The 18,307-nt window shown below is 70.3% G+C and carries 17 protein-coding genes; 7 read left to right on the top strand and 10 right to left on the bottom strand.

Going from position 1 to position 18,307, the window contains the following annotated elements:
• Window positions 1-56: 56 nt before the first annotated feature.
• Both LMU33_RS20165 and LMU33_RS20160 read right to left on the bottom strand, forming a co-directional pair.
• Entirely contained in the window at window positions 57-269 is a 213-nt protein-coding gene (locus LMU33_RS20165) for a DUF397 domain-containing protein (RefSeq protein WP_228621885.1), read from the bottom strand.
• Window positions 269-1,114, bottom strand: a complete 846-nt coding sequence (locus tag LMU33_RS20160; protein ID WP_228621884.1) for a helix-turn-helix domain-containing protein — start codon at window positions 1,112-1,114, stop codon at window positions 269-271. Before LMU33_RS20160 ends, LMU33_RS20165 begins: the two co-directional genes overlap by 1 nt.
• A 214-nt stretch (window positions 1,115-1,328) precedes the next feature.
• On the opposite strand from LMU33_RS20160, the gene LMU33_RS20155 reads away from it, so the two are divergent.
• Window positions 1,329-1,982 carry an ATP-binding protein gene (locus LMU33_RS20155; protein WP_228622007.1) on the top strand — a complete coding sequence of 218 codons (654 nt, stop codon included), beginning with the start codon at window positions 1,329-1,331 and terminating at the stop codon, window positions 1,980-1,982.
• Between the two features lie 13 nt (window positions 1,983-1,995).
• Here the strand turns inward: LMU33_RS20155 and LMU33_RS20150 are convergent, their stop codons facing one another.
• The 3 genes from LMU33_RS20150 to LMU33_RS20140 form a co-directional block, all read right to left on the bottom strand.
• Window positions 1,996-5,169 carry a DEAD/DEAH box helicase gene (locus tag LMU33_RS20150; RefSeq protein ID WP_228621883.1) on the bottom strand — a complete coding sequence of 1,058 codons (3,174 nt, stop codon included), beginning with the start codon at window positions 5,167-5,169 and terminating at the stop codon, window positions 1,996-1,998.
• A 407-nt stretch (window positions 5,170-5,576) separates the two neighbouring features.
• Window positions 5,577-6,599 carry an SEC-C domain-containing protein gene (locus LMU33_RS20145; RefSeq protein WP_228621882.1) on the bottom strand — a complete coding sequence of 341 codons (1,023 nt, stop codon included), beginning with the start codon at window positions 6,597-6,599 and terminating at the stop codon, window positions 5,577-5,579.
• A 70-nt stretch (window positions 6,600-6,669) separates the two neighbouring features.
• Complete coding sequence (locus LMU33_RS20140) at window positions 6,670-8,145, bottom strand: glycoside hydrolase (RefSeq protein WP_228621881.1); 1,476 nt, start codon at window positions 8,143-8,145, stop codon at window positions 6,670-6,672.
• 220 nt (window positions 8,146-8,365) lie between these two features.
• On the opposite strand from LMU33_RS20140, the gene LMU33_RS20135 reads away from it, so the two are divergent.
• Window positions 8,366-9,163: a class E sortase gene (locus tag LMU33_RS20135; protein WP_228621880.1), complete on the top strand. Its 798-nt coding sequence runs from the start codon at window positions 8,366-8,368 to the stop codon at window positions 9,161-9,163.
• A gap of 5 nt (window positions 9,164-9,168) precedes the next feature.
• Here the strand turns inward: LMU33_RS20135 and LMU33_RS20130 are convergent, their stop codons facing one another.
• Window positions 9,169-10,575, bottom strand: a complete 1,407-nt coding sequence (locus tag LMU33_RS20130) for an MFS transporter (protein ID WP_228621879.1) — start codon at window positions 10,573-10,575, stop codon at window positions 9,169-9,171.
• Between the two features lie 159 nt (window positions 10,576-10,734).
• On the opposite strand from LMU33_RS20130, the gene LMU33_RS20125 reads away from it, so the two are divergent.
• A complete protein-coding gene (locus LMU33_RS20125) occupies window positions 10,735-11,268 on the top strand; it encodes a winged helix-turn-helix transcriptional regulator (protein ID WP_249813999.1) in 534 nt (177 codons plus the stop codon).
• Between the two features lie 25 nt (window positions 11,269-11,293).
• Here LMU33_RS20125 and LMU33_RS20120 read toward each other — a convergent pair whose 3' ends face one another.
• Window positions 11,294-12,130 (bottom strand): serine hydrolase domain-containing protein, encoded by an 837-nt coding sequence (locus LMU33_RS20120; protein ID WP_228621878.1) that lies wholly within the window; start codon window positions 12,128-12,130, stop codon window positions 11,294-11,296.
• An 89-nt stretch (window positions 12,131-12,219) separates the two neighbouring features.
• Here LMU33_RS20120 and LMU33_RS20115 point away from each other — a divergent pair, with 89 nt between their 5' ends.
• The 3 genes from LMU33_RS20115 to LMU33_RS20105 all read left to right on the top strand — a co-directional run bounded on the left by LMU33_RS20115 (window position 12,220) and on the right by LMU33_RS20105 (window position 14,380).
• A complete protein-coding gene (locus tag LMU33_RS20115; RefSeq protein ID WP_228621877.1) occupies window positions 12,220-12,534 on the top strand; it encodes a DUF6412 domain-containing protein in 315 nt (104 codons plus the stop codon).
• A 96-nt stretch (window positions 12,535-12,630) separates the two neighbouring features.
• Window positions 12,631-13,356 carry a YidC/Oxa1 family membrane protein insertase gene (locus LMU33_RS20110; protein WP_228621876.1) on the top strand — a complete coding sequence of 242 codons (726 nt, stop codon included), beginning with the start codon at window positions 12,631-12,633 and terminating at the stop codon, window positions 13,354-13,356.
• Between the two features lie 166 nt (window positions 13,357-13,522).
• Complete coding sequence (locus LMU33_RS20105) at window positions 13,523-14,380, top strand: fumarylacetoacetate hydrolase family protein (protein ID WP_228621875.1); 858 nt, start codon at window positions 13,523-13,525, stop codon at window positions 14,378-14,380.
• Between the two features lie 85 nt (window positions 14,381-14,465).
• On the opposite strand, the gene LMU33_RS20100 is transcribed toward LMU33_RS20105, so the two are convergent.
• From LMU33_RS20100 to LMU33_RS20090, 3 genes are all read right to left on the bottom strand, one after another.
• Window positions 14,466-15,338 carry an LLM class F420-dependent oxidoreductase gene (locus LMU33_RS20100; RefSeq protein ID WP_228621874.1) on the bottom strand — a complete coding sequence of 291 codons (873 nt, stop codon included), beginning with the start codon at window positions 15,336-15,338 and terminating at the stop codon, window positions 14,466-14,468.
• An 86-nt stretch (window positions 15,339-15,424) separates the two neighbouring features.
• The gene (locus LMU33_RS20095; protein ID WP_228621873.1) at window positions 15,425-15,937 is read right to left on the bottom strand and encodes a heme-degrading domain-containing protein; all 513 of its coding nucleotides are present in this window, start codon (window positions 15,935-15,937) and stop codon (window positions 15,425-15,427) included.
• A complete protein-coding gene (locus LMU33_RS20090) occupies window positions 15,937-17,016 on the bottom strand; it encodes a Gfo/Idh/MocA family protein (RefSeq protein WP_228621872.1) in 1,080 nt (359 codons plus the stop codon). The genes LMU33_RS20095 and LMU33_RS20090 overlap by 1 nt, the downstream gene beginning before the upstream one ends.
• A 56-nt stretch (window positions 17,017-17,072) precedes the next feature.
• Here LMU33_RS20090 and LMU33_RS20085 point away from each other — a divergent pair, with 56 nt between their 5' ends.
• Entirely contained in the window at window positions 17,073-18,260 is a 1,188-nt protein-coding gene (locus LMU33_RS20085; protein WP_228621871.1) for an ROK family transcriptional regulator, read from the top strand.
• Window positions 18,261-18,307 lie beyond the last annotated feature (47 nt).

Here is an 18,307-nt window from a genome sequence, read left to right as displayed (position 1 = left end):
CCCCCAAGCCAACTCGACAGTACCTGTGATCCAGCGGACTCAACGACGCAGCGGGGTCATCCGGCCCGCCATCGTGCCTCGTTGCTCGTGCCAAGCGTGCCTATGAAGGCGTGCCATGTGACAGGTCGCACCCGGATCACAGAGCCCTCCCCCCGCTTTGAATCGCGTATGAGCGCGCCGTCGTCCGTGTAAGCGCACTCCACGCACTCGGTCCCACTGCCACCACTGTAAGAAGACTTGAACCAGTGAAGTTGTGACGACGCTGCCATCAAGGCTCCCTGCTGATCCGCTCGATGAGTTCCGCTGACGACTCGAAGTCGAGTGCTTGAGCGCTGAGGTACTCGAACGCCAACTTATAACGGTCCAGTTCCTGCGGCTTCTCCATGAAGAGTCCGCCGCTGATGAGGTCTACGTACACCACGTCAAGTTCCCGAGTCTGCCCGCGCAGGACGGCGAAGCTGCCTACGGCCGCCGCGTGCGCGCCTCGTGCGAACGGTAGGACCTGGACCGTGATGTGCGGCCGTCGTGATTGGGCGAGCAGGTGATCCAACTGCTGTCGCATGACCTCTCGGCCGCCGACCAAGCGACGGATGGCAGCCTCGTCGATCACACACCAGATGTGCGGTGGCTCTTCGCGATCCAGCAGCTCCTGACGTTTCATACGGATATCGACCATGTGCTGGACCTCACGCTCCGGGCACTGCACCTCAGAGGCTCGGTGTACGGCTTCGGCATACTCCCGGGTCTGAAGTAGGCCGGGGATGTACATGCAGGCGTAGTGGTCCTCGCGTACGACCTCGTCTTCGAGAGTCAACATGAGGTTCATGGACTCAGGGATGGGATCCGCGAGTGAACGCCACCAGCCCTGGATCTTGGCGCCCTTGGCTAGTTCAACCAGGGCCAGGCGTTCCTCGTCTGTGGCGCCGTACTCGCGGCAGAGAGCGTCGACAGCCGGCCACTTGACCGTGCCTTCCTTCGTCTCGTACCGGCTGAGTGTCGCCTTGGAGATACCGACGCGTGCTCCCGCCTCCTCCAGGGTTAGCCCTTTCAACTCTCGGAGCCGACGCAGGTCAGCTCCCAGTTGGCGCCTACGTGTGGTGGGTCCAACTGCCATGCCTCCGGCCCTTCCTGTTCACGCGGTAGATCGTCCTCGACCCTCTGGAGGACTGCAAGGTGGTGCGCGCCGGGGCGCTTTGTATGGCAGCGCGCTCCTCTTCGCAGGAGATGAGAGTTCCATTTTGGAAGTCTCATCGACACACTTGGTAGCTGTGAGGTTACTTGACGCGCAGGGCGTCACCGGCAGCGTGAGCGAGGGAGCGAAGTACGTCATGGACTGCACGGGTTGTATGCCACGAAGGACATGGAAGCTGCCGTTTCTGGCTGAGGCGGAAGGAGTGGCTGCACTGCGTCGAATCCTGCGAATTCACCTTGAACGTTGGGGGTTGCAGGAACTCAGCGAAGCCGCCCAACTGTGCGTCAGCGAGCTCGTCGCCAACGTGATCAAGCATGTGGGCCCTGGCACCCCGAGTACGCTTGCGGTCTCCATGAGCGGGACTCACTTGCGCATCGAAGTCCAGGACCCCGACCCCCGAGCCCTCCCCACGCTGACGGACGCAGATGCGGACGCTGAGGCAGGGCGTGGAATGGCTCTCATCGAGGCCATCACCGACCGTTGGGGCGTCGACCTTGCACCTGGGCGCAAGGCGACATGGTGTGAGTTCCGCACAGGCCTCGAGACTGCTGACGGGCATACGACAGGCCCTCGCGTAGCCCGGGCGGCGAACGTTCTCGGGATGTACGCCGACGTGGCGAAGCTGCCGACAGGAACGAAGCTTGGTCGACTGGGCAGGGCAGTGGCGGAGGAGGCGGCGATCAACGTGATCACCGATCTCCTCTACTGGCTCGGGGCACACGGCCGGGACCCGGACGAGGTGCTGGAGCGGGCCCAGACCCACTTCCAGGCCGACGTTGAAGCTCGCTGATCGACAGTGTGGGTCAGCTCGCCGTGATGGCCGAGTACGTCCACACGTCGGCGGGTAGTTCATGCTTCAGGCGCCATGTGATCGCCATCGGCTTGCTGCCGTTGTGGTCCTCGTAGGCGGCCGGGCCGAGCAGCATCCACGGCTGGGACTTGCCTATGTCGGTGTTCTTGTAGCGCCGCACGAACAGCAGGACGTGGCTGCCGCGTTCCTTGTGTTGCTGGTAGCGCAAGCCGGTGGGGGAGTTGGCGGCCGTTGAATTCTGGGACTCCCAGTGGAAGAGCGTCGGACTCAACGCGTAGTCCTTGTACCGGATGGTGGGCGAGAAGTCCTTCTCGTTCTTCTCCAGCGTGACGAGGAGTGCGTCGGTTCTGAGTTCCTCGACCCATTGGACGCCTTGTGCGAAGGAGCGAGGCATCTGGCCGTCGAAGCGAGCCACACCGAGGGCGGCGAGGATCTCGGAGCGGTTGTAGGCGCTGTGAACCTTCAGTGGGACATGGCTAAGGGGGGCGGAGAGGGGGATGGGGACGTGGTCGGCCTGCTCGATGACGTGTGAGATCACCTGCCGTAGTTCGTCCCGGAACACCCGCTGGCCTCGCAGCGAATCCAGGCCTTCCTGATAGCTGGTGAAGCCGCCCGCGTTGTCCCAGAGGTTGAAGAACAGCATGCGGGCGTACGACTGGTCAGTGGGGCTGAGCTCCTCGTACGCCGGAGCGTCGTCCTGGAGGAGCCGGAGGTAGGCCTCCGCGCGCTCCGGGTCGTCTACGTGCAGGAAGGCATGGACCCGCTTGAGTAGTGCAGCCTCTCCCGAGGGTGCGGGTTCGTCGATGAGGCCGGCGCGGCGCAGCACTGTCGTCCAGGAGTTGTCGCTCTTGTACAGCTCCTTGATCTCCCGGCGGCTTTCCCGAAGGTAACTGCCGAGGCGGGGCGTGCCGTAGGCCCTGACCTCTTTCATCAGGGTCTTCACCGTGGCACCCAGCTGGGTCCGGAGGTTGTCGATGACGAGGTCTTTCGACTTGCCCTCCAGGATGATCTGGCAGCCGGACGGCAACTGGGGGAAGTCGTGCTCGATGTGATCAAGGAGTCGGTTCCGCGACAGGTTGGTCAGGGCTCGGAACTGTTCCTCAAAGCGGAACTCGGCCCGGTGCTGCCCGATGAAGTCGAGGACGGTGAGTACGGGCTTCGTTTCGGTGCGTCGCAGCCCCCGACCCAACTGTTGGAGGAAGACGGTGGCGCTGTTGGTGGGGCGCAGGAGGAGAAGCGTGTCGACGTCAGGGATGTCGAGACCCTCGTTGAACAGGTCGACGGAGAAGATCACTTGGAGCTTTCCATCGCGAAGGCCGGACAAGGCCTGGGAGCGCACTTCGGAGGGCGAGTCGCTGTCCAGCGCCACAGCGTCGAAGCCGGCCTTTCTGAAGAAGTCCGCCATGAAGTGTGCGTGTGCCTTGGTCGCACAGAAGCCGAGCGCCCGCATGGCGCCTGGGTTGGAGACCTTGTCCCGGATCTGCCTCACCACGATCCGGGCACGCGCGTGGTTCCCCGTGTAGAGGTTGCCGAGCTCCTGGTCAGCGTATGAACCCTTCTGCCAGCCAAGGTTCGTCAGATCCGTGCCGTCGGGGATGCCGAAATAGTGGAAGGGACAGAGCAGGTCGTTCTCCAGGGCTTCCCAGAGCCGCATCTCAGCAGCGATCCGGCCCTCGAAGAACTCGTCCTGGACGTTGAGGCCGTCCATTCGTTCGGGGGTGGCCGTCAGGCCCAGCAGTTCCTTCGGCGTGAAGTGGTCAATGACGCGCCGGTAGATGGCGGCTGTGGCGTGATGGAACTCGTCGATGACGATGATGTCGAAGTGATCCGGTGCCAGTTGCTCAAGGCGCTGAATGTTGAGCGATTGCACGCTGGCGAAGACGTGCTGCCACTCGCGTGGATCCTGCCCCGCGTGCAGCAGCTCTCCGAAGGAAGCGTCATCCAGTACCTCCCGGTAGGTACGCAGGGACTGCTTGAGGATCTCCTTGCGGTGGGCCACGAATAGCAGCCTTGGTCGACCACCCTCTGGCTTGCTGCAAAGACTGCGGTAATCGAGGGCGGCCATCACCGTCTTGCCGGTGCCAGTTGCCGCGACCAGAAGGTTGCGATGCCGTCCACGGAGCTCCCGCTCGACAGTGAGCCGCTCCAGCATGTCCCGCTGGTGGGGAAAGGGGCGTACCTCGAGACCAGAAAGGCTGATCTTCAGGTCGGTGCTGGCGTTGGTGCCACTCGCCCGGGCCAGCGCTTCATCAAGGCGACCGCCGTGGAGTTCGGGATCGTACGTCTCAAAGGCGGTGTCGTTCCAGTAGGCGTCGAAGGTCGCCTCGAACTTGTTCAGCACGGCAGGTGTCGCGACGGACGACAGCCGTACGTTCCACTCCAGACCGTCGAGTAGCGCCGCTTTCGAAAGGTTGGAGCTCCCGACATACGCCGTGTCGAAGCCCGTCTTGCGCCTGAACAGCCAGGCCTTGGCGTGCAGTCGAGTGGAACGGGTCTCGTAGTTGACCTTGACCGTGGCACCGAAATCCCGGACTAGACGGTCGAGCGCGTGACGGTCGGTGGCACCGATGTAGGTGGTCGTTATGACGCGTATCGGCACTCCCCGTTCCCTCGCGGCGCGCAGTGAGTCCTCCAAGACGCGGATGCCATACCACTTCACAAATGCGCACAGCAGATCGATGCGGTCTGCAGTAGCCAGCTCCGCCCTGAGCTCGGCACCGAGGCTGAGGTCCTCTGGTGAGTTGGTGATGAGCGATGTTTCGGATAGAGGTGTCAAGGGGCGCAAGGCGTATGCACCCGGAGCCTCCTGCCGCGCGAGAGTCAGAAGTTGGCGCGGTCCCTCGATGAGGGAGCTGACATCATCGGCATTGCTTGATTCCGGAGCGTTTGTGGCAGTCACTGCCTCGAGAATGCGGTTGGCGAATTTGACGCGATCCTCGGCGGGAACTTGAGCCAACCTTTGACCGACGGCTTCACCGATGTAGCGAGCCAGGACATGGGGAGCGGACTCCGAGCTGACCTCGGCGTCAATGGCTTTCCAGCCAGCCGCCTCGAATCGCTCAAGCTCGTCGCGTACGTCATGCGTGATCAGCTTTTCGTAGACGCCAGCGATCGGCTCCGATCGGCCCAACGGTTCTGCCACGGCTGCTCCCCCCTGATCCCTCATGCTGTACGCGACCTGCGCGCCGATATGGATCAGTTCTAACAGCAGCCACTGACAGGTGGGGGGCGCGTACCGAAATCAGGGCACCGGCGTCCTTCAGCGGCCGTGGGGCCGCCCGCTTGATCAGCGTCGTACTTTCGCAAGCCGCGTCAAGGGCGCTTCACTCCGCTGCGCTGCGCTGCGCTGCGCTGCGCTGCGTTCCGCGTCGGCTGCGCCGATGGCCCTGCGGGCCACCCCTGACCCGGCCCGCTCCAGCACGGGGGAGAAGCGAGCGAGCGGCCCGGAAAGCGGGCGGACCGGGTGGGGTGGCCCCGGGGTGGCTGTGCAGCGGGGCGGGGCTGGGCGCGCGTACGCCGAGTGGGCGCACGCCGCGCGAGGGTGGCGGCCTGCGGTCTCGGTTTGGCCGTGTGTCAGGCAGTCGTGCCGTGGCAGTCCCCGTAGACGCGCCCCGTCCCACACCAACACCCCGCCCCCCGCTGCGGCGGCCAGGCAACCGCCCGCCCCCGCGCCGCCAGCGTCGTCGCGTACTGCGGGAGCAGCGCGGCGTCCGCCGGAGACGAGCCCTCCGACGCCGCGAAGGCCTCGTACGACGGGACCGTGCCCGTCACGATGCCCAGGTTCGGCGTGCCCGAAGACGACAGTTCGCGCAGCGACGACTCTATGGTCGCGAGGTGGGTGTCGTGGGACGGGTACTCCGACGACAAGGTCGGGTAGGCCGACAGGAGTTCCGACAGTTCCGGGGCCGGCCAGTGGAGGACCGCGACCGGGAAGGGGCGGGAGAGGGCCTCTCGGTAGGCGCCCAGTTCGGCCTGGAGGCGGGTGATCTCCGCCTGGAGTTCCGTCGGGTTCTCCGAGCCCAGGGACCAGACGCGTTTGGGGTCGTGGAGTTCGTCCAGGGACACGGGGGACGTGTGGAGCGTGTCCGCCAGGGTGTCCCAGGTGTCGTGGGGCTGGCCCAGCATGCGGCGGACCCGGTGGCGGCCGTAGAGGAGGGGGTGGGTGGCGGGTGCGGGTTCCGTGTCGTCCCCCTCCGGCAGGAGCAGGCTCGCCCCCTCCGTGAAGGTCTTCTCCGCCGTCTCCAGCTCGTCGTGCGACTCCAGGGACTCCGCGATGATCAGCCAGGGGGCCGGATCCCGGGGGGCCGTCGTGCGGAGGCCCTCGATGATCGCCCTTGCCTCCGCCTCGTGGCCGTACTCCCAGAGGTTCGACGCCTTCAGGGCGCGGACCAGGGCGGGGTTCTCCAGGCCGTCGTCAGCGGACAGCAGGCGGTCGTAGAGCGCGGTGGCCGCGGGGCGGTCGCCGGACAGTTCCAGGTGGGCCGCCGCCCTCAGCAGCAGGGCCTCGGCGTCCTCGGGATACAGTCCGGCGGTCCGCTCCAGGCGTGCCGCTTCGGCGGTGTGGTCGACGTTCTCGGCAGGCGTGTCGGGGCGCATGGGGGACACCGTACTGCCGAGCGGTGAAAGGAGGGAGTAAGGCCAGTTCATTGGCTTCCCTCCGCTCTCCTTACGCCGTCACTCCGTCCACCTGGAGTGTCTGCACCGACTTGGCCGCGAACGGGACCGACAGGGTCCTGCCGGAGAGGTGGGTGTCGGAGTGCGGGGCGTAGAGGTCCCCGCCGCCCGTCGTCACCGTGTTCCAGCGCGGGACCAGGCCTCCCGGGCCGCCGGTCACCGAGGAGAAGCGGGACAGGTCGAAGGTGAGGGTCTGGGCCGAGGAGGAGGTGTTCGCCGCCACTATGACCAGGCGTTTCGCCTGTCTGTCCAGGGCCGCCGCCGCGTAGCTCGCTCCGGTGTCCAGGATCGTCATTCCCGGACGGATGTGCCGGGTGAATTGCGCCAGTACGTAGTACTTCGTCTGCACCGCGCCCGGCTGCAGGGTGCTCGCGTCGTACGCGATCGTCGCCCAGCCCGTGCTCGGGTCCATGACCTGCCAGTACACCCACGCCGTCGGGTGCAGCCAGCGGAAGTCGTAGAGGAGGTTGCCGGCCAGGGTCAGGCCCGTGCCGTCGCCGTCTCCCGTCTCCGAGTTCCACAGGGCCTTGCCGGCCGTCGTCACCACGTCCGTGTAGAGCAGGTCGCGGCGGCCGCCCGAGCCCTGGTAGCCGTGGACGTTCACCCGGTCCACACAGCCCTTCGTCGTCGACGAGACGGAGTTCCAGGTGGTGCGGGCCAGGTCGTAGCTCGTCTCGTCCGACGCCGAGATCCTCGTCGCCGTCAGGCCTCGCTTGTTCAACTCGCTGCGGAGGCGGGGGAGTACGGCCGACTGGACCGTGGAGTCCATGTGGCAGCCCTCCTGGGTGCCCGTCGCCGTCCACCAGGAGGAGGACGGTTCGTTGAAGGCCTCCACCGTCGTGAAGGTCACGCCCCAGTTCTGTTTCGCGTACAGGGCCACCGACGCCAGGTGGGAGGCGTGCTGGCGGTAGTTCCAGGACTGGAGGTTGTTGCCGCCGTCCGAGGCGCCCGAGGGGTTGTGGTTCAGGCACATCCACCACATGGGGGAGTTGGCGAAGAGCTCGCTGACGGCGCCTCGCTGGGTCGCCTTCTGCAGCATCGCGCGTTGCCTGGCGTCCGCAGTCCACTTCCAGGACGACGACGTCGGGTCCTCGTTCGTCCAGTCCTGCCAGTAGCCCTCGATCTGCTTGAAGGACGGGATGTCGGGAGAGGCGGCCATCGACTCGCCGCCCACGCTGTTCCAGCTGCATGCGCCCAGGTTGTAGCGGGCTATGTTCAGGCCCAGGCCGGGGAGTGAAGTCCCGTTGTACGTCGTCGTCCTCGTCGTGAAGAAGATGTCGGCGAAGTCGTCCCTCGCCCCGAAGACGTTCGCCCACCAGGCCAGCGAGGTGCCCCAGCCCTCCCAAGTCCCGTAGGTGGTGGCCGGGTTGACCGTCGTCGTCGCGTCCGCCCGGGCCGTGCCCGTGGCCAGGGCGCTACCCAGGGCGGCGCCGCCCGCCGCGGCCAGCAGTGTTCTGCGTCGGATCATCGCTCTCTCCGCCCCTTCCCGTTGCGGCTCCGGCAGCAGGAAGCATCGGGGGTGCCGGGTGGGGTTGTCGAGGGTTCTGGCAGTGCTTTCTAAAACCGGTTGAGGAAGTCGTCGAGGGAGCCTGCCGAAGAGGTCGATTCGCTTCCCGCTATGGCCAGTTGTGCCCGTTGCACCTACCCTGCGGGCGGCCCCGGTGGAGGCCCATTGGAGGTGGGTGCGGATGCCGGCTTGGTCGGGCGTGCGGGTCGTACGGCACAGCGATCGGCGTCGGCGTGCCCGGCGGCGGCGCGTGCTGTGGGGCGGGGCCGAGGCGCTGGTCACCGTCGGTGTGCTGCTCATGCTGCTGGTCGTGCACCAGCTGTGGTGGACCAACCGGGAGGCCCGGCGCGGCGCCGAGCGGCAGGTGGAGGCGCTGGAGCGGGAGTGGGGGCAGCAGGGGTACGGCGACGGTGGCGCGGCCCCGTCGCCCAGTGCCTCCGGCTCGCCCACGGCCCGCGTAGCGACCCCGGATCCCTCCGGGTCCCGTGCGCCGCAGCGGTCGTACGTGCCCGTCAGCCTGCCCCGGCAGTCCCAGGCGTACGCCGTGCTCACCATCCCCCGGCTCGGGCTGCGCGTTCCCGTCGCCGAAGGTGTGAGCAAGGCCGACGTCCTCAACAAGGGGTACGTCGGCCATTACCGGGGCACCCAACAGCCGGGGCAGGCGGGCAACTTCGCGCTCGCCGGGCACCGGAACACGCACGGCGAGCCCTTCCGGTACCTGCCCCGGCTGCGGCGCGGGGACGCCATCGAGGTGGAGACGCGGACGGCGACGTACACGTACGACGTCGACCAGATCCTGCCGCAGACCTCCGCCCTGGACTCGGGGGTCGTCCGGCCGGTCCCGCGCTCGCTGGTCCGGCCCTCCTACGGGTACGACCAGCCGGGCTCCTACATCACCCTGACCACCTGCACCCCCGAGTTCACCTCGCGCTACCGGATGGCGGTGTGGGGGAAGCTGGTGTCGATGCGGCCCCGCTAGCGCCGCTACGCCCGCTCCCGCAGCACCATCACGCTCACCGCGCCCACCGCCGCCAGCGCCGCCGACACCAGCAGGGCGATGTTCGCGCCGTGGGCCAGGTTTCCGGTGGACGTGGCGAGGGCGATGGTCAGGGCCACGCCGGCGCAGGAGCCGATGTAGCGGAAGGTCTGCTGGGCGCCGGAGCCCATCGCGGCGCGTTCGCGCGGGACCGACTCGACGGCGAGCAGCGGCAGCGCGCCGTTGAGCAGGCCGCTGCCGACACCGCCGATGATCAGGCCGGGCAGCAGCCGGGTCCAGGAGCCGGAGGCCAGGGCGCCGAGCATGGTCAGGACGGCGACGGTGTGCAGGGCGAAGCCGATGGCCAGCTGGGCGCGCGGGGCGATGCGTCCGGCCAGGTGCTTGACCTGGAGGGCCACCGCGAAGCTCAGGCCGGACCAGAGCAGGACCAGCCAGGCCGTGCCCATCGGGGACAGCCGGAGTGTCTGCTGGAGCAGGGCCGGCAGGAAGCTGAACATGCCGATCACCGCGAGGCCCGTGAACAGGCCGCCGGCGGCCGAGGCCAGGAAGCGGGCGTGGCGCAGCAGGCCGAGGTCGATCATCGGCGTGCCCGTGCGGTGTTCCACGGCGGCGAAGAGCGCGATCAGGAGGACGGCGGCGGCCAGCAGCAGTCCCACCGGGGCGCGGAGCCAGCCGTCGCGGCCGAGTGTCAGGGCCGCCACCAGGGCGACCAGGGCGAGGCCGAAGGTCAGGGCGCCGAGGACGTCGGGGCGGCCGCCGCGTGGGGCGCGGGACTCGGCGAGTGTGCGGGTGCCCAGCGCGGCCACGGCGACGGCGGCGGCGCCCAGGACGACGTACGTCACCCGCCAGGTCGGCAGTGCGCCCGCGACCAGCGGGCCCACCGCGATGCCGCCGCTGACGAAGGCGCCCCACACGCCGGTCGCGTGCAGCCGGCCGCGCGGTGTGGGGAAGGCGGCCACCAGCAGGCCGAGGCTGCTCGCCAGGATCGCCGCGCTCGCCGCGCCCTGGGCGATGCGGGCGAGGGTGAACAGCCAGGTCGAGGTGGTGAAGGCCCCGAGGGCGGTGGTGATGCCGAGGGCCAGGGTGCCGCCGAGGAAGATGCGGCGGCGGCCGTAGTCGTCGGCGAGGCTGCCGGCCACCAGCAGGAGGGCCGCGAGGCCGAGGGGGGTGCCGTTCAGCAGCCAGGCCTGGCCGGAGAGCGGGGTGTGCAGGGCGGCCGCCGTGTCCGGGAGCGTGACCGTCGGGGCGGTGTACGTCATCAGTGCCACCGCGGTGGCTGCGCTGGTCAGGGCGAGGGTGGCCCGGGGACGCGCGGGGGCGTCCCGGACGTGCGCCTCGCGCACGGATGTGGCGGCGGTGGCGGCGGGGGTGGTGGTGGAGTCGAGCCCGGTCATGGCGTGGTCCTGTCCTTCCGGGGCTTGCGGTGAGGTGCGGATCGGTCCGTGAACCGATCAACCCAAGGTTCGGTCATTGAACTGACCTGACCCCGTCACCGTAACACCATAGGTTCGGTCACCGAACCAATACGTCGGAAAGTGGCTACAGTGGAGGGCATGGCACTGGGCAAGGACTACGCGACACAGGAGTGCTCGATCGCCCGCGCACTCGAGATCGTCGGCGAGCGCTGGACGCTGCTCGTCGTCCGCGACGCGCTCTACGGCGTACGGCGCTACAACGACTTCCTGGTCCACCTCGGCATCCCGCGCGCCGTCCTGGCCGCCCGCCTGCAGACCCTGACCGCCGAGGGCATCCTCGAAAAGCGCCGGTATCAGCAGTCGCCGCCGCGTGACGAGTACGTCGTCACCGAGCGCGGCATCGCCCTGTGGCCCACCCTGCGCGCCCTCGGGCTGTGGGGCCGCGAGCACTTCACCGAGACACAGCTGCGGTACTTCCGGCACGCCGACTGCGGCGCGGACCTCGGGCCGTACGGCGAGTGCCGCGCCTGCGGGGTCGTCGTACCGGTCGCGGACGTGGTCATGGTGCCGGGTCCGGGCCTCGACCCCGACCCGGCGGACCCGGTCAGCAGGGCCCTGCTGAAGCCGAAGCGGCTGCTGGAGCCGCTGGAGACGGAACCCGCCACCGCCTGACGCCCGAGGACGTGCCGATCGCCGGTCAGGAGGTGCCTGAACCGGCGCCCCTGAGGATGTCGATGCCGGCCCGGTCGGTCGCCTCCGGGCTGCCGCCCAGCCGGTGGACGACCACCCAGCGGCCGTCCGCCATGGCCCCGGCGAAGACGGAGGCGTGGCGGGTCGCGCCGTTGTGCCAGAGCAGCGGGCCGGCCGTCTGCCAGGAGGGGGCCGGATCGCCCAGCCGGCGCTCCAGCACCAGCCGGACGAGCAGGTCGGCGACCGCGCGCGGGGTCGCCCACAGGCCGCCCGCCGGAAGGATCGCCCCGTCCATGGTCCAGGGCCTGCGGCCCCTGCCGAGGAACCCCGGAGCCAGCAGCCGCCGGCCCGGGTCGGGGCGTGCGCTCACCTCATGGACGTCCAGCGGCCGCAGCACGTGCTCTGCGAGCAGTTCCTCGTACGGCGCACCGGCCGCGCGGGCCAGGGCCGCGCCGAGGACGGCGTACCCGAGGTTGGAGTACTCCTCCTGCTGTCCCGGCGGCCGGACCACGACCTGGTCGAGCCGTCCGAGCAGCCGGTGCAGGGCGGCGCCGTCGAACGCGGCGTACGGATCCCGGCGCCCGGTGCCGGGCGGGAGGCGCGGCAGCCCGGAGGTGTGCTCGGCCAGGTGCCGCAGCGTGATGCCGGTGCGCGGGGCGGCGGGCAGCCGGCGCTCGACCGGGTCGTCCAGGTCGAGCAGGCCCGCGGCGGCCATGCGCACGAGCGCCGTACCGGTGAGCACCTTGGTGAAGGAGCCGATCTCGACGAACCGGTCCACGGCGTGACCGTCGCCGGTCCGCGCGGGGGACGTGTCACTCAGGACGCAGGTGGGCGTGCGGGGCATGTGGGGGCCCTTCCGGTGTCTGGTCAGGTCTACCTGTATAAAGGGCAGGCAGGCGTTGATGGTTCAGACCGTGGAGGGGGTGGAGCCGGGTGGTCCGCAGTCTGACGCGGTCGCGTGCGCTCGCCCCGCTGCTGCTGCTCGCGCTGCTGCCGGTCGTGCTGCTCGACACCGGCAATCTCTCCGCGACCGTGGCGCTCGCCGCGACCGCGGCGGCCGGGGCCGCGTTCACCGCCTGCGCGCTGATCGCCGCCGGCTCCGCGCCCGCCGTCCCGCCCACCCGGGTCCGAACGGCGATCCGCGACCGCGCCCGGCGTACGGCCTTCCTGCCACAGCGCGATCCCGACGCGCCCGGCCGCCGCCGGCCCAGGGCACCCGGGCACGCCCTTCCGGCGACCGCCGCGTAGGGCACGTCTCTGCTTCTGTCCGCGTGACCCCGCGCGGGTCGTCATGCCGTCGATCCACTCCGTTCCGGCACGACGAGACCCCCGGAGGGCTCAGCCATGTCCGTCTTCTCCCTCTTCGCCCGCCTGGTCGAGCAGCTCGCCGACCTGCTCCAGCCGCTCTTCCACGCCTCCGCGGCAGCCGCCGCGATCGTCCTGTTCACCGCGCTCGTACGACTCCTCGTCCACCCGCTGTCGCGCGCCGCCGCCCGCGGCCAGCGCGCCCGCGCCGCACTGCAGCCGCGCATCGCCGAACTGCGCGAGAAGCACGCCAAGGACCCGCAGCGGCTGCAGCAGGCGGTGCTCGAACTGCACGCAGAGGAAAAGGTCTCACCCCTGTCCGGCTGTCTGCCCAGCCTGCTCCAGCTGCCCGCCTTCTTCCTGCTCTACCACCTCTTCTCCAGCTCCACGATCGGCGGCGAGAGCAACGGGCTGCTCGGCCACCACCTGTTCGCGGCGCCGCTGGGCGGGCGCTGGGCCGACGCCCTCGCCGGCGGTGGGCTGTTCGGCCCGGCGGGGCTGGTCTATCTCGGGCTGTTCGCGATCGTCGCGGCTGTCGCCGTCTTCAACTACCGGCGCACCAAGCGGATGACGGCCGCCGGCCCGGTCACGGTGGGCGCCGGTGGCGGCGAGCAGGTGCCGGGGCTCGGCGCGGTCAACAAGGTCATGCCGTTCATGTCCTTCTTCACGCTCGTCACCGCGGCGGTCGTACCGCTGGCCGCCGCCCTGTACGTCGTCACCAGCACCACCTGGACCGCGGTGGAACGGGCCGCGCTGTACCGGTAGGAAGGCGCGGTCACGGTCGCGGTCACGGGTGCGGTCACGCTCGCGGTTACGGTCCAGTACGTGAACAGGGTCTTGCGGAGTGGACCTCGCGATTGGAGGATCGACCAGTCCTCCGATGGCTGCACCCATCGGTCGGGCGCCCCCGCGATCGAGGGAGATTGTGACCATGAAGCTGCTGCGAGTCGGTACGGCAGGGGCCGAGCGGCCCGCGCTGCTCGAAGCCGACGGGACCCTGCGGGACCTGTCGGGCATCGTGGACGACATCGACGGCGCGCTCCTCGCCGACGACGCCGCGCTCGACCGGGTACGGGCGGCGGCCGACTCCGGCGAGCTGCCCCGCCTGGACCCGGCGGGGCTGCGCATCGGTCCGCCGCTCGGCCGCATCGGCAAGATCGTGTGCATCGGGCTCAACTACCACGACCACGCCCGCGAGACCGGCGCCGAACCGCCCGCCGAGCCGGTGGTCTTCTTCAAGGCGCCGGACACGGTGGTCGGGCCGAACGACACCGTGCTGGTTCCGCGCGGCTCGACGAAGACCGACTGGGAGGTGGAGCTGGCCGTCGTCATCGGGCGTACGGCCCGCTACCTCGGGTCGGCCGAGGAGGCGCTCGCGCATGTCGCCGGGTACGCGGTGGCCCATGACGTGTCCGAGCGGGAGTTCCAGATCGAGCGCGGCGGCACCTGGGACAAGGGCAAGAACTGCGAGACCTTCAATCCGCTGGGGCCGTGGCTGGTGACGCCCGACGAGATCGCCGACCCGCAGAACCTGTCGCTGAAACTGTGGGTCAACGGGGAGCTCAAGCAGGACGGCACGACGGCCGAGCAGATCTTCCCCGTGGGCGAGGTCGTGCGCTACGTCAGCCAGTTCATGACGCTGTACCCCGGGGACGTCGTCAACACCGGGACACCGGCGGGGGTGGCCATGGGGCGGCCCGAGCCCAAGCCGTACCTGCGACCCGGGGACGTGGTCGAACTGGAGATCCCCGGGCTCGGTCGGCAGCGGCAGGAGCTCAAAGGGGCCTGAGGGGGGGTCGGGCTGCGCGAGTACGGCGGGTGCGGGTCCGTCGTGGCTTCTCGCGCGGTTCCCCGCGCCCCTGGGGGTGGAAGACTCACGCCAGCAGAGAAGCGAGGCGGCGCCATTCCTCCCTCGGCAGGCTGTCCCTGTCGCCGCCCGCCACCACCTGGAGGGCCACGTGGTCCGCGCCCGCCTCGTGGAAGGTGTCGATGCGGTCGCGGATGCGGCTGTCGTCGCCCCAGGCGAAGACCGCGTCGACCAGGCGGTCGCTGCCTCCGTCGGCCAGGTCGTCCTCGGTGAAGCCGTGCCGGAGGAAGTTGTTGGTGTAGTTCGGCAGGGCGAGGTACATCGCGAGGGTGTCGCGGGCCAGGGAGCGGGCGCGGGCCGGATCGGTCTCCAGGACCACCTTCAGCTCCGGGGCGAGCAGCGGGCCCGCACCGAGGATCTCTCGGGCGTGGGCGGTGTGCTCGGGCGTGACCAGGTACGGCACCGCCCCCGCCGCCCGGTCTCGGGACAGCTCCAGGACCTTCGGGCCGAGGGCGGCCAGTACCCGGCGGCTCGCGGGCACCCCTGCCTCGTCCAGGGCGTCGAGGTAGGCGACCAGGGCCGAGTACGGGCGGCGGTACTGGTCGGCGAGCTTGGCGTGGCTCACGCCGAGGCCGAGCAGGAAGCGGCCGGGGTGCGCCGCGTCGACCTCGGCGAAGTCGGCGGCGCTGGTCTCGGCGTCGTACTGCCAGATGCTCTGGATGCTGGTGCCGACGGTGAGGCGGTCGGTCGCCTCCAGGAGGGGTACGGCGTGCCGGGCGGCGCTGCTGCCGCCCAGCCATACGGCGCCGAAGCCGAGCTCCTGCAACTCGGCGGCCGCCTCGCCCAGTTCGCCGCGCCGGGAGGGGTCCTCCGCGCGCAGGCCGATGCTCCAGATGCCGTACCGGCCGATGCTGTCCTTCAAGGTGCTCACGGTGCTCATGGGGCTGTCCCTCCGGGTGGGGCCGTGACGATCACGTCTGCAGCCATTCCCAACCGGAGGGATCCCTCACGTAATCCCGGTGGGTGTCACACTTTCAGGAACTGCTCCAGCGCCTCCACGACGAACCTGTGGTCCTGGAGCTGGGGCAGGCCGGACACGGTCACCGCGCCGACGACGCCCACGTTCTCGACCTTGACCGGGAACGAGCCGCCGTGGGCCGCGTAGGTGTCGGGGTCGAGGCGGGAGGAGTCCTCGAAGGTCGTGCCCTTGGCGCGGAAGCGGGCGCCGACCAGGTAGGAGGAGGCGCCGTAGCGCTCGACGACCCGGCGCTTGCGGGCGATCCAGGCGTCGTTGTCGGGGGTCGAGCCCGGCAGGGCCGCGTGGAAGAGCTGCTGGCCGGCGCGGTGGATGTCGACGGCGACCGGGGCCTGGCGCTCCCGGGCCAGTTCGACCAGCAGCGAGCCGAGGGCCCAGGCGTCGTCGTGCGTGAACTGCCGGAAGACCAGGCGGCGTTCCTGCGCCTCCAACTCCTCTACGGACGGGGTGAGTTCGGGGGTGGTCCTGGCGGTGATCTGCGGGTGGTGCTGCTGGTGTGGCATCAGAGGGTCACCGTCACCTTGGCCGTGGCCGACCTGCGGGCCGCTTCCAGTACGTCGAGGGCGGCGGCCGCCTCCAGAGCGGTCACCGGGTTGGGGCCGGCGCCGGTCAGGGCGCGGGCGACGGCCGCGTAGTAGGCGGGGTAGTCGCCGGGGAGCGTCGGCACGGGGGTGCCGCCGCCGCTCAGCGGGGACTCGCCGGCGCCGATGCGGCCCCACAGGGACTCCGGCTCCGCGCCCCACTGGGGGCCGGGGCGCAGGCCCTCGCGCAGGGCCGCCTCCTGCGGGTCGAGGCCGTACTTCACATAGCCCGCCCGGGAGCCGAGCACCCGGAAGCGGGGGCCGAGCTGGGCGGTCGTCGCGGAGACGTAGAGGTGGGAGCGGACGCCGCTCGCGTGCGTGAGCGCGATGAAGGTGTCGTCGTCGGTCTCGGCGCCGGGGCGGCGGACGTCCGTCTCGGCGTACACCTCGGTGACCGGGCCGAAGAGGACCAGGGCCTGGTCGACGACATGGCTGCCGAGGTCGTAGAGCAGACCTCCGATCTCTGCCGGGTCGCCGGACTCGCGCCAGCCGCCCTTGGGCTGGGGGCGCCAGCGCTCGAAACGGGACTCGAAGCGCCATACGTCACCCAGGTCGCCCTGGGAGACCAGCTTGCGGAGGGTCAGGAAGTCGTTGTCCCAGCGGCGGTTCTGGAAGACGGACAGGAGCAGGCCGCGCTCCTCGGCGAGGGCGGCGAGGTCGCGGGCCTCGGCCGCGGTGCCGGCCAGCGGCTTGTCCACGACGACCGGCAGGCCCGCCTTCAGGGCGGCGGTGGCGAGCGGCACGTGCGTCCTGTTCGGGGAGGCGATGACGACCAGGTCCAGCTCGTCCGCGCGGTCGAACAGCTCCTCGGCGCCGGCGACGGGCCTCGCGCCCGGGAACTCGGCGCGCGCCTGCTGCTGCCGCTCCGGGTCGGAGGTGACCACGGTGTCCAGGGCGAGGCCCTCGGTGGCGGCGATCAGCGGGGCGTGGAAGACGGAGCCGGCGAGGCCGTAGCCGATCAGGCCGACGCGGAGGGGGGTGGTGGTCGTGCGTCCTGTCATGGATCCCATGGAACCACTTTCGCAACGCTGTTGCCAAAGTGCAAGTGGAGGGGACAATGGGTGGCGTGAACAGGACGAGGACGGGGACCGGTGTGTCGGTGAGCGGCGGTGGGCCGGCGGGGGCGAACCTCGTCGCGGTGCGGTCGCACAACACCGCGCTGGTGCTGGGGCTGCTGCGGGACGCCGGGGCGGAGGGGATCAGCCGGCTCGAACTGGCCGAGCGGACCGGGCTGACCCCGCAGGCCGTCAGCAAGATCACCGCGCGGCTGCGGGAGGAGGGCTTCGCGGCGGAGGCCGGCCGGCGGGCGTCGACGGGCGGCAAGCCGCGGACCGTGCTGCGGCTGGTGCCGGAGGCGGGGCACGCGGTGGGGGTGCATCTGGACCGGGACGAGCTGCGGGTGGCGCTGGTCGATCTCGACGGGGCCGTGGTGGGGGAGCGGCGCGCCGAACTGGACCTGGGGGCCGGGGCGGAGGCTGTGCTGTCGGTGGTCGGGGACGCGGTGGAGGGGGTGGTGCGCGACGGGCTCGGCCAGGATGCGGAGGGGCCGGCCCGGGCCGGTGCGCTGCTCGGGGTGGGGGTGGCGCTTCCGGGGCCGCTCGATCACGCGCGGGGGGTGCTGCACCGGGTGACCGGGTTTCCCGAGTGGGACGGGTTTCCGCTGCGGGACGCGCTCCGGGAGCGGTTGGGGGTGCCGGTGGTGGTGGACAAGGACACCAACGCGGCGGCGCTCGGGCTGTCGGCCGGGGGCGCGGGGGGCGAGGGCGGCGAGGGCGGCTCCTTCGCGTATCTGCATCTCGGTACGGGGCTCGGGGCCGGGTTGGTGATCGGCGGGCGCGTGCACCGGGGGGCGCGGACCGGTGCGGGGGAGTTCGGGCACCAGGTGATCCAGCTGGACGGGCCGCCGTGCGAGTGCGGGAACCGGGGATGCGTGGAGGCGCTGTGCCTGGCGGCGGTGGGGCGCGGGGAGACCGGGGAGGCGGCGCGCGTACTGGGGGTGGCGGCGGCGAACCTGGTCGGGCTGCTGGACATCGATGTGGTGCTGCTCGGCGGGCGGACGGTGGCGGGGGACGCGGAGGTCTTTCTGCGGGGGGTCGGGGACGTGCTCGAGGCGGCGCGGGCCCGGCGGGAGGGGGGCGTGGGCGGGGCGGTGCCGGTTCGGATCGTTCCGCGGGGGGAGCGGGTGGTGGCCGAGGGGGCCGCGCAACTGCTGCTGGCACCGGTGTTCGGGCGGGGCGACGCGTGACGGACGCTGCGCTGTGCTGAGCCCGGCCGCGGGTCGGGTCGCTTGCC

The organism is Streptomyces barringtoniae (genome assembly GCF_020819595.1).
GTDB classification, from domain to species: Bacteria; Actinomycetota; Actinomycetes; order Streptomycetales; family Streptomycetaceae; genus Streptomyces; species Streptomyces barringtoniae.
This window is presented reverse-complemented; position numbering and strand designations above follow the sequence as displayed.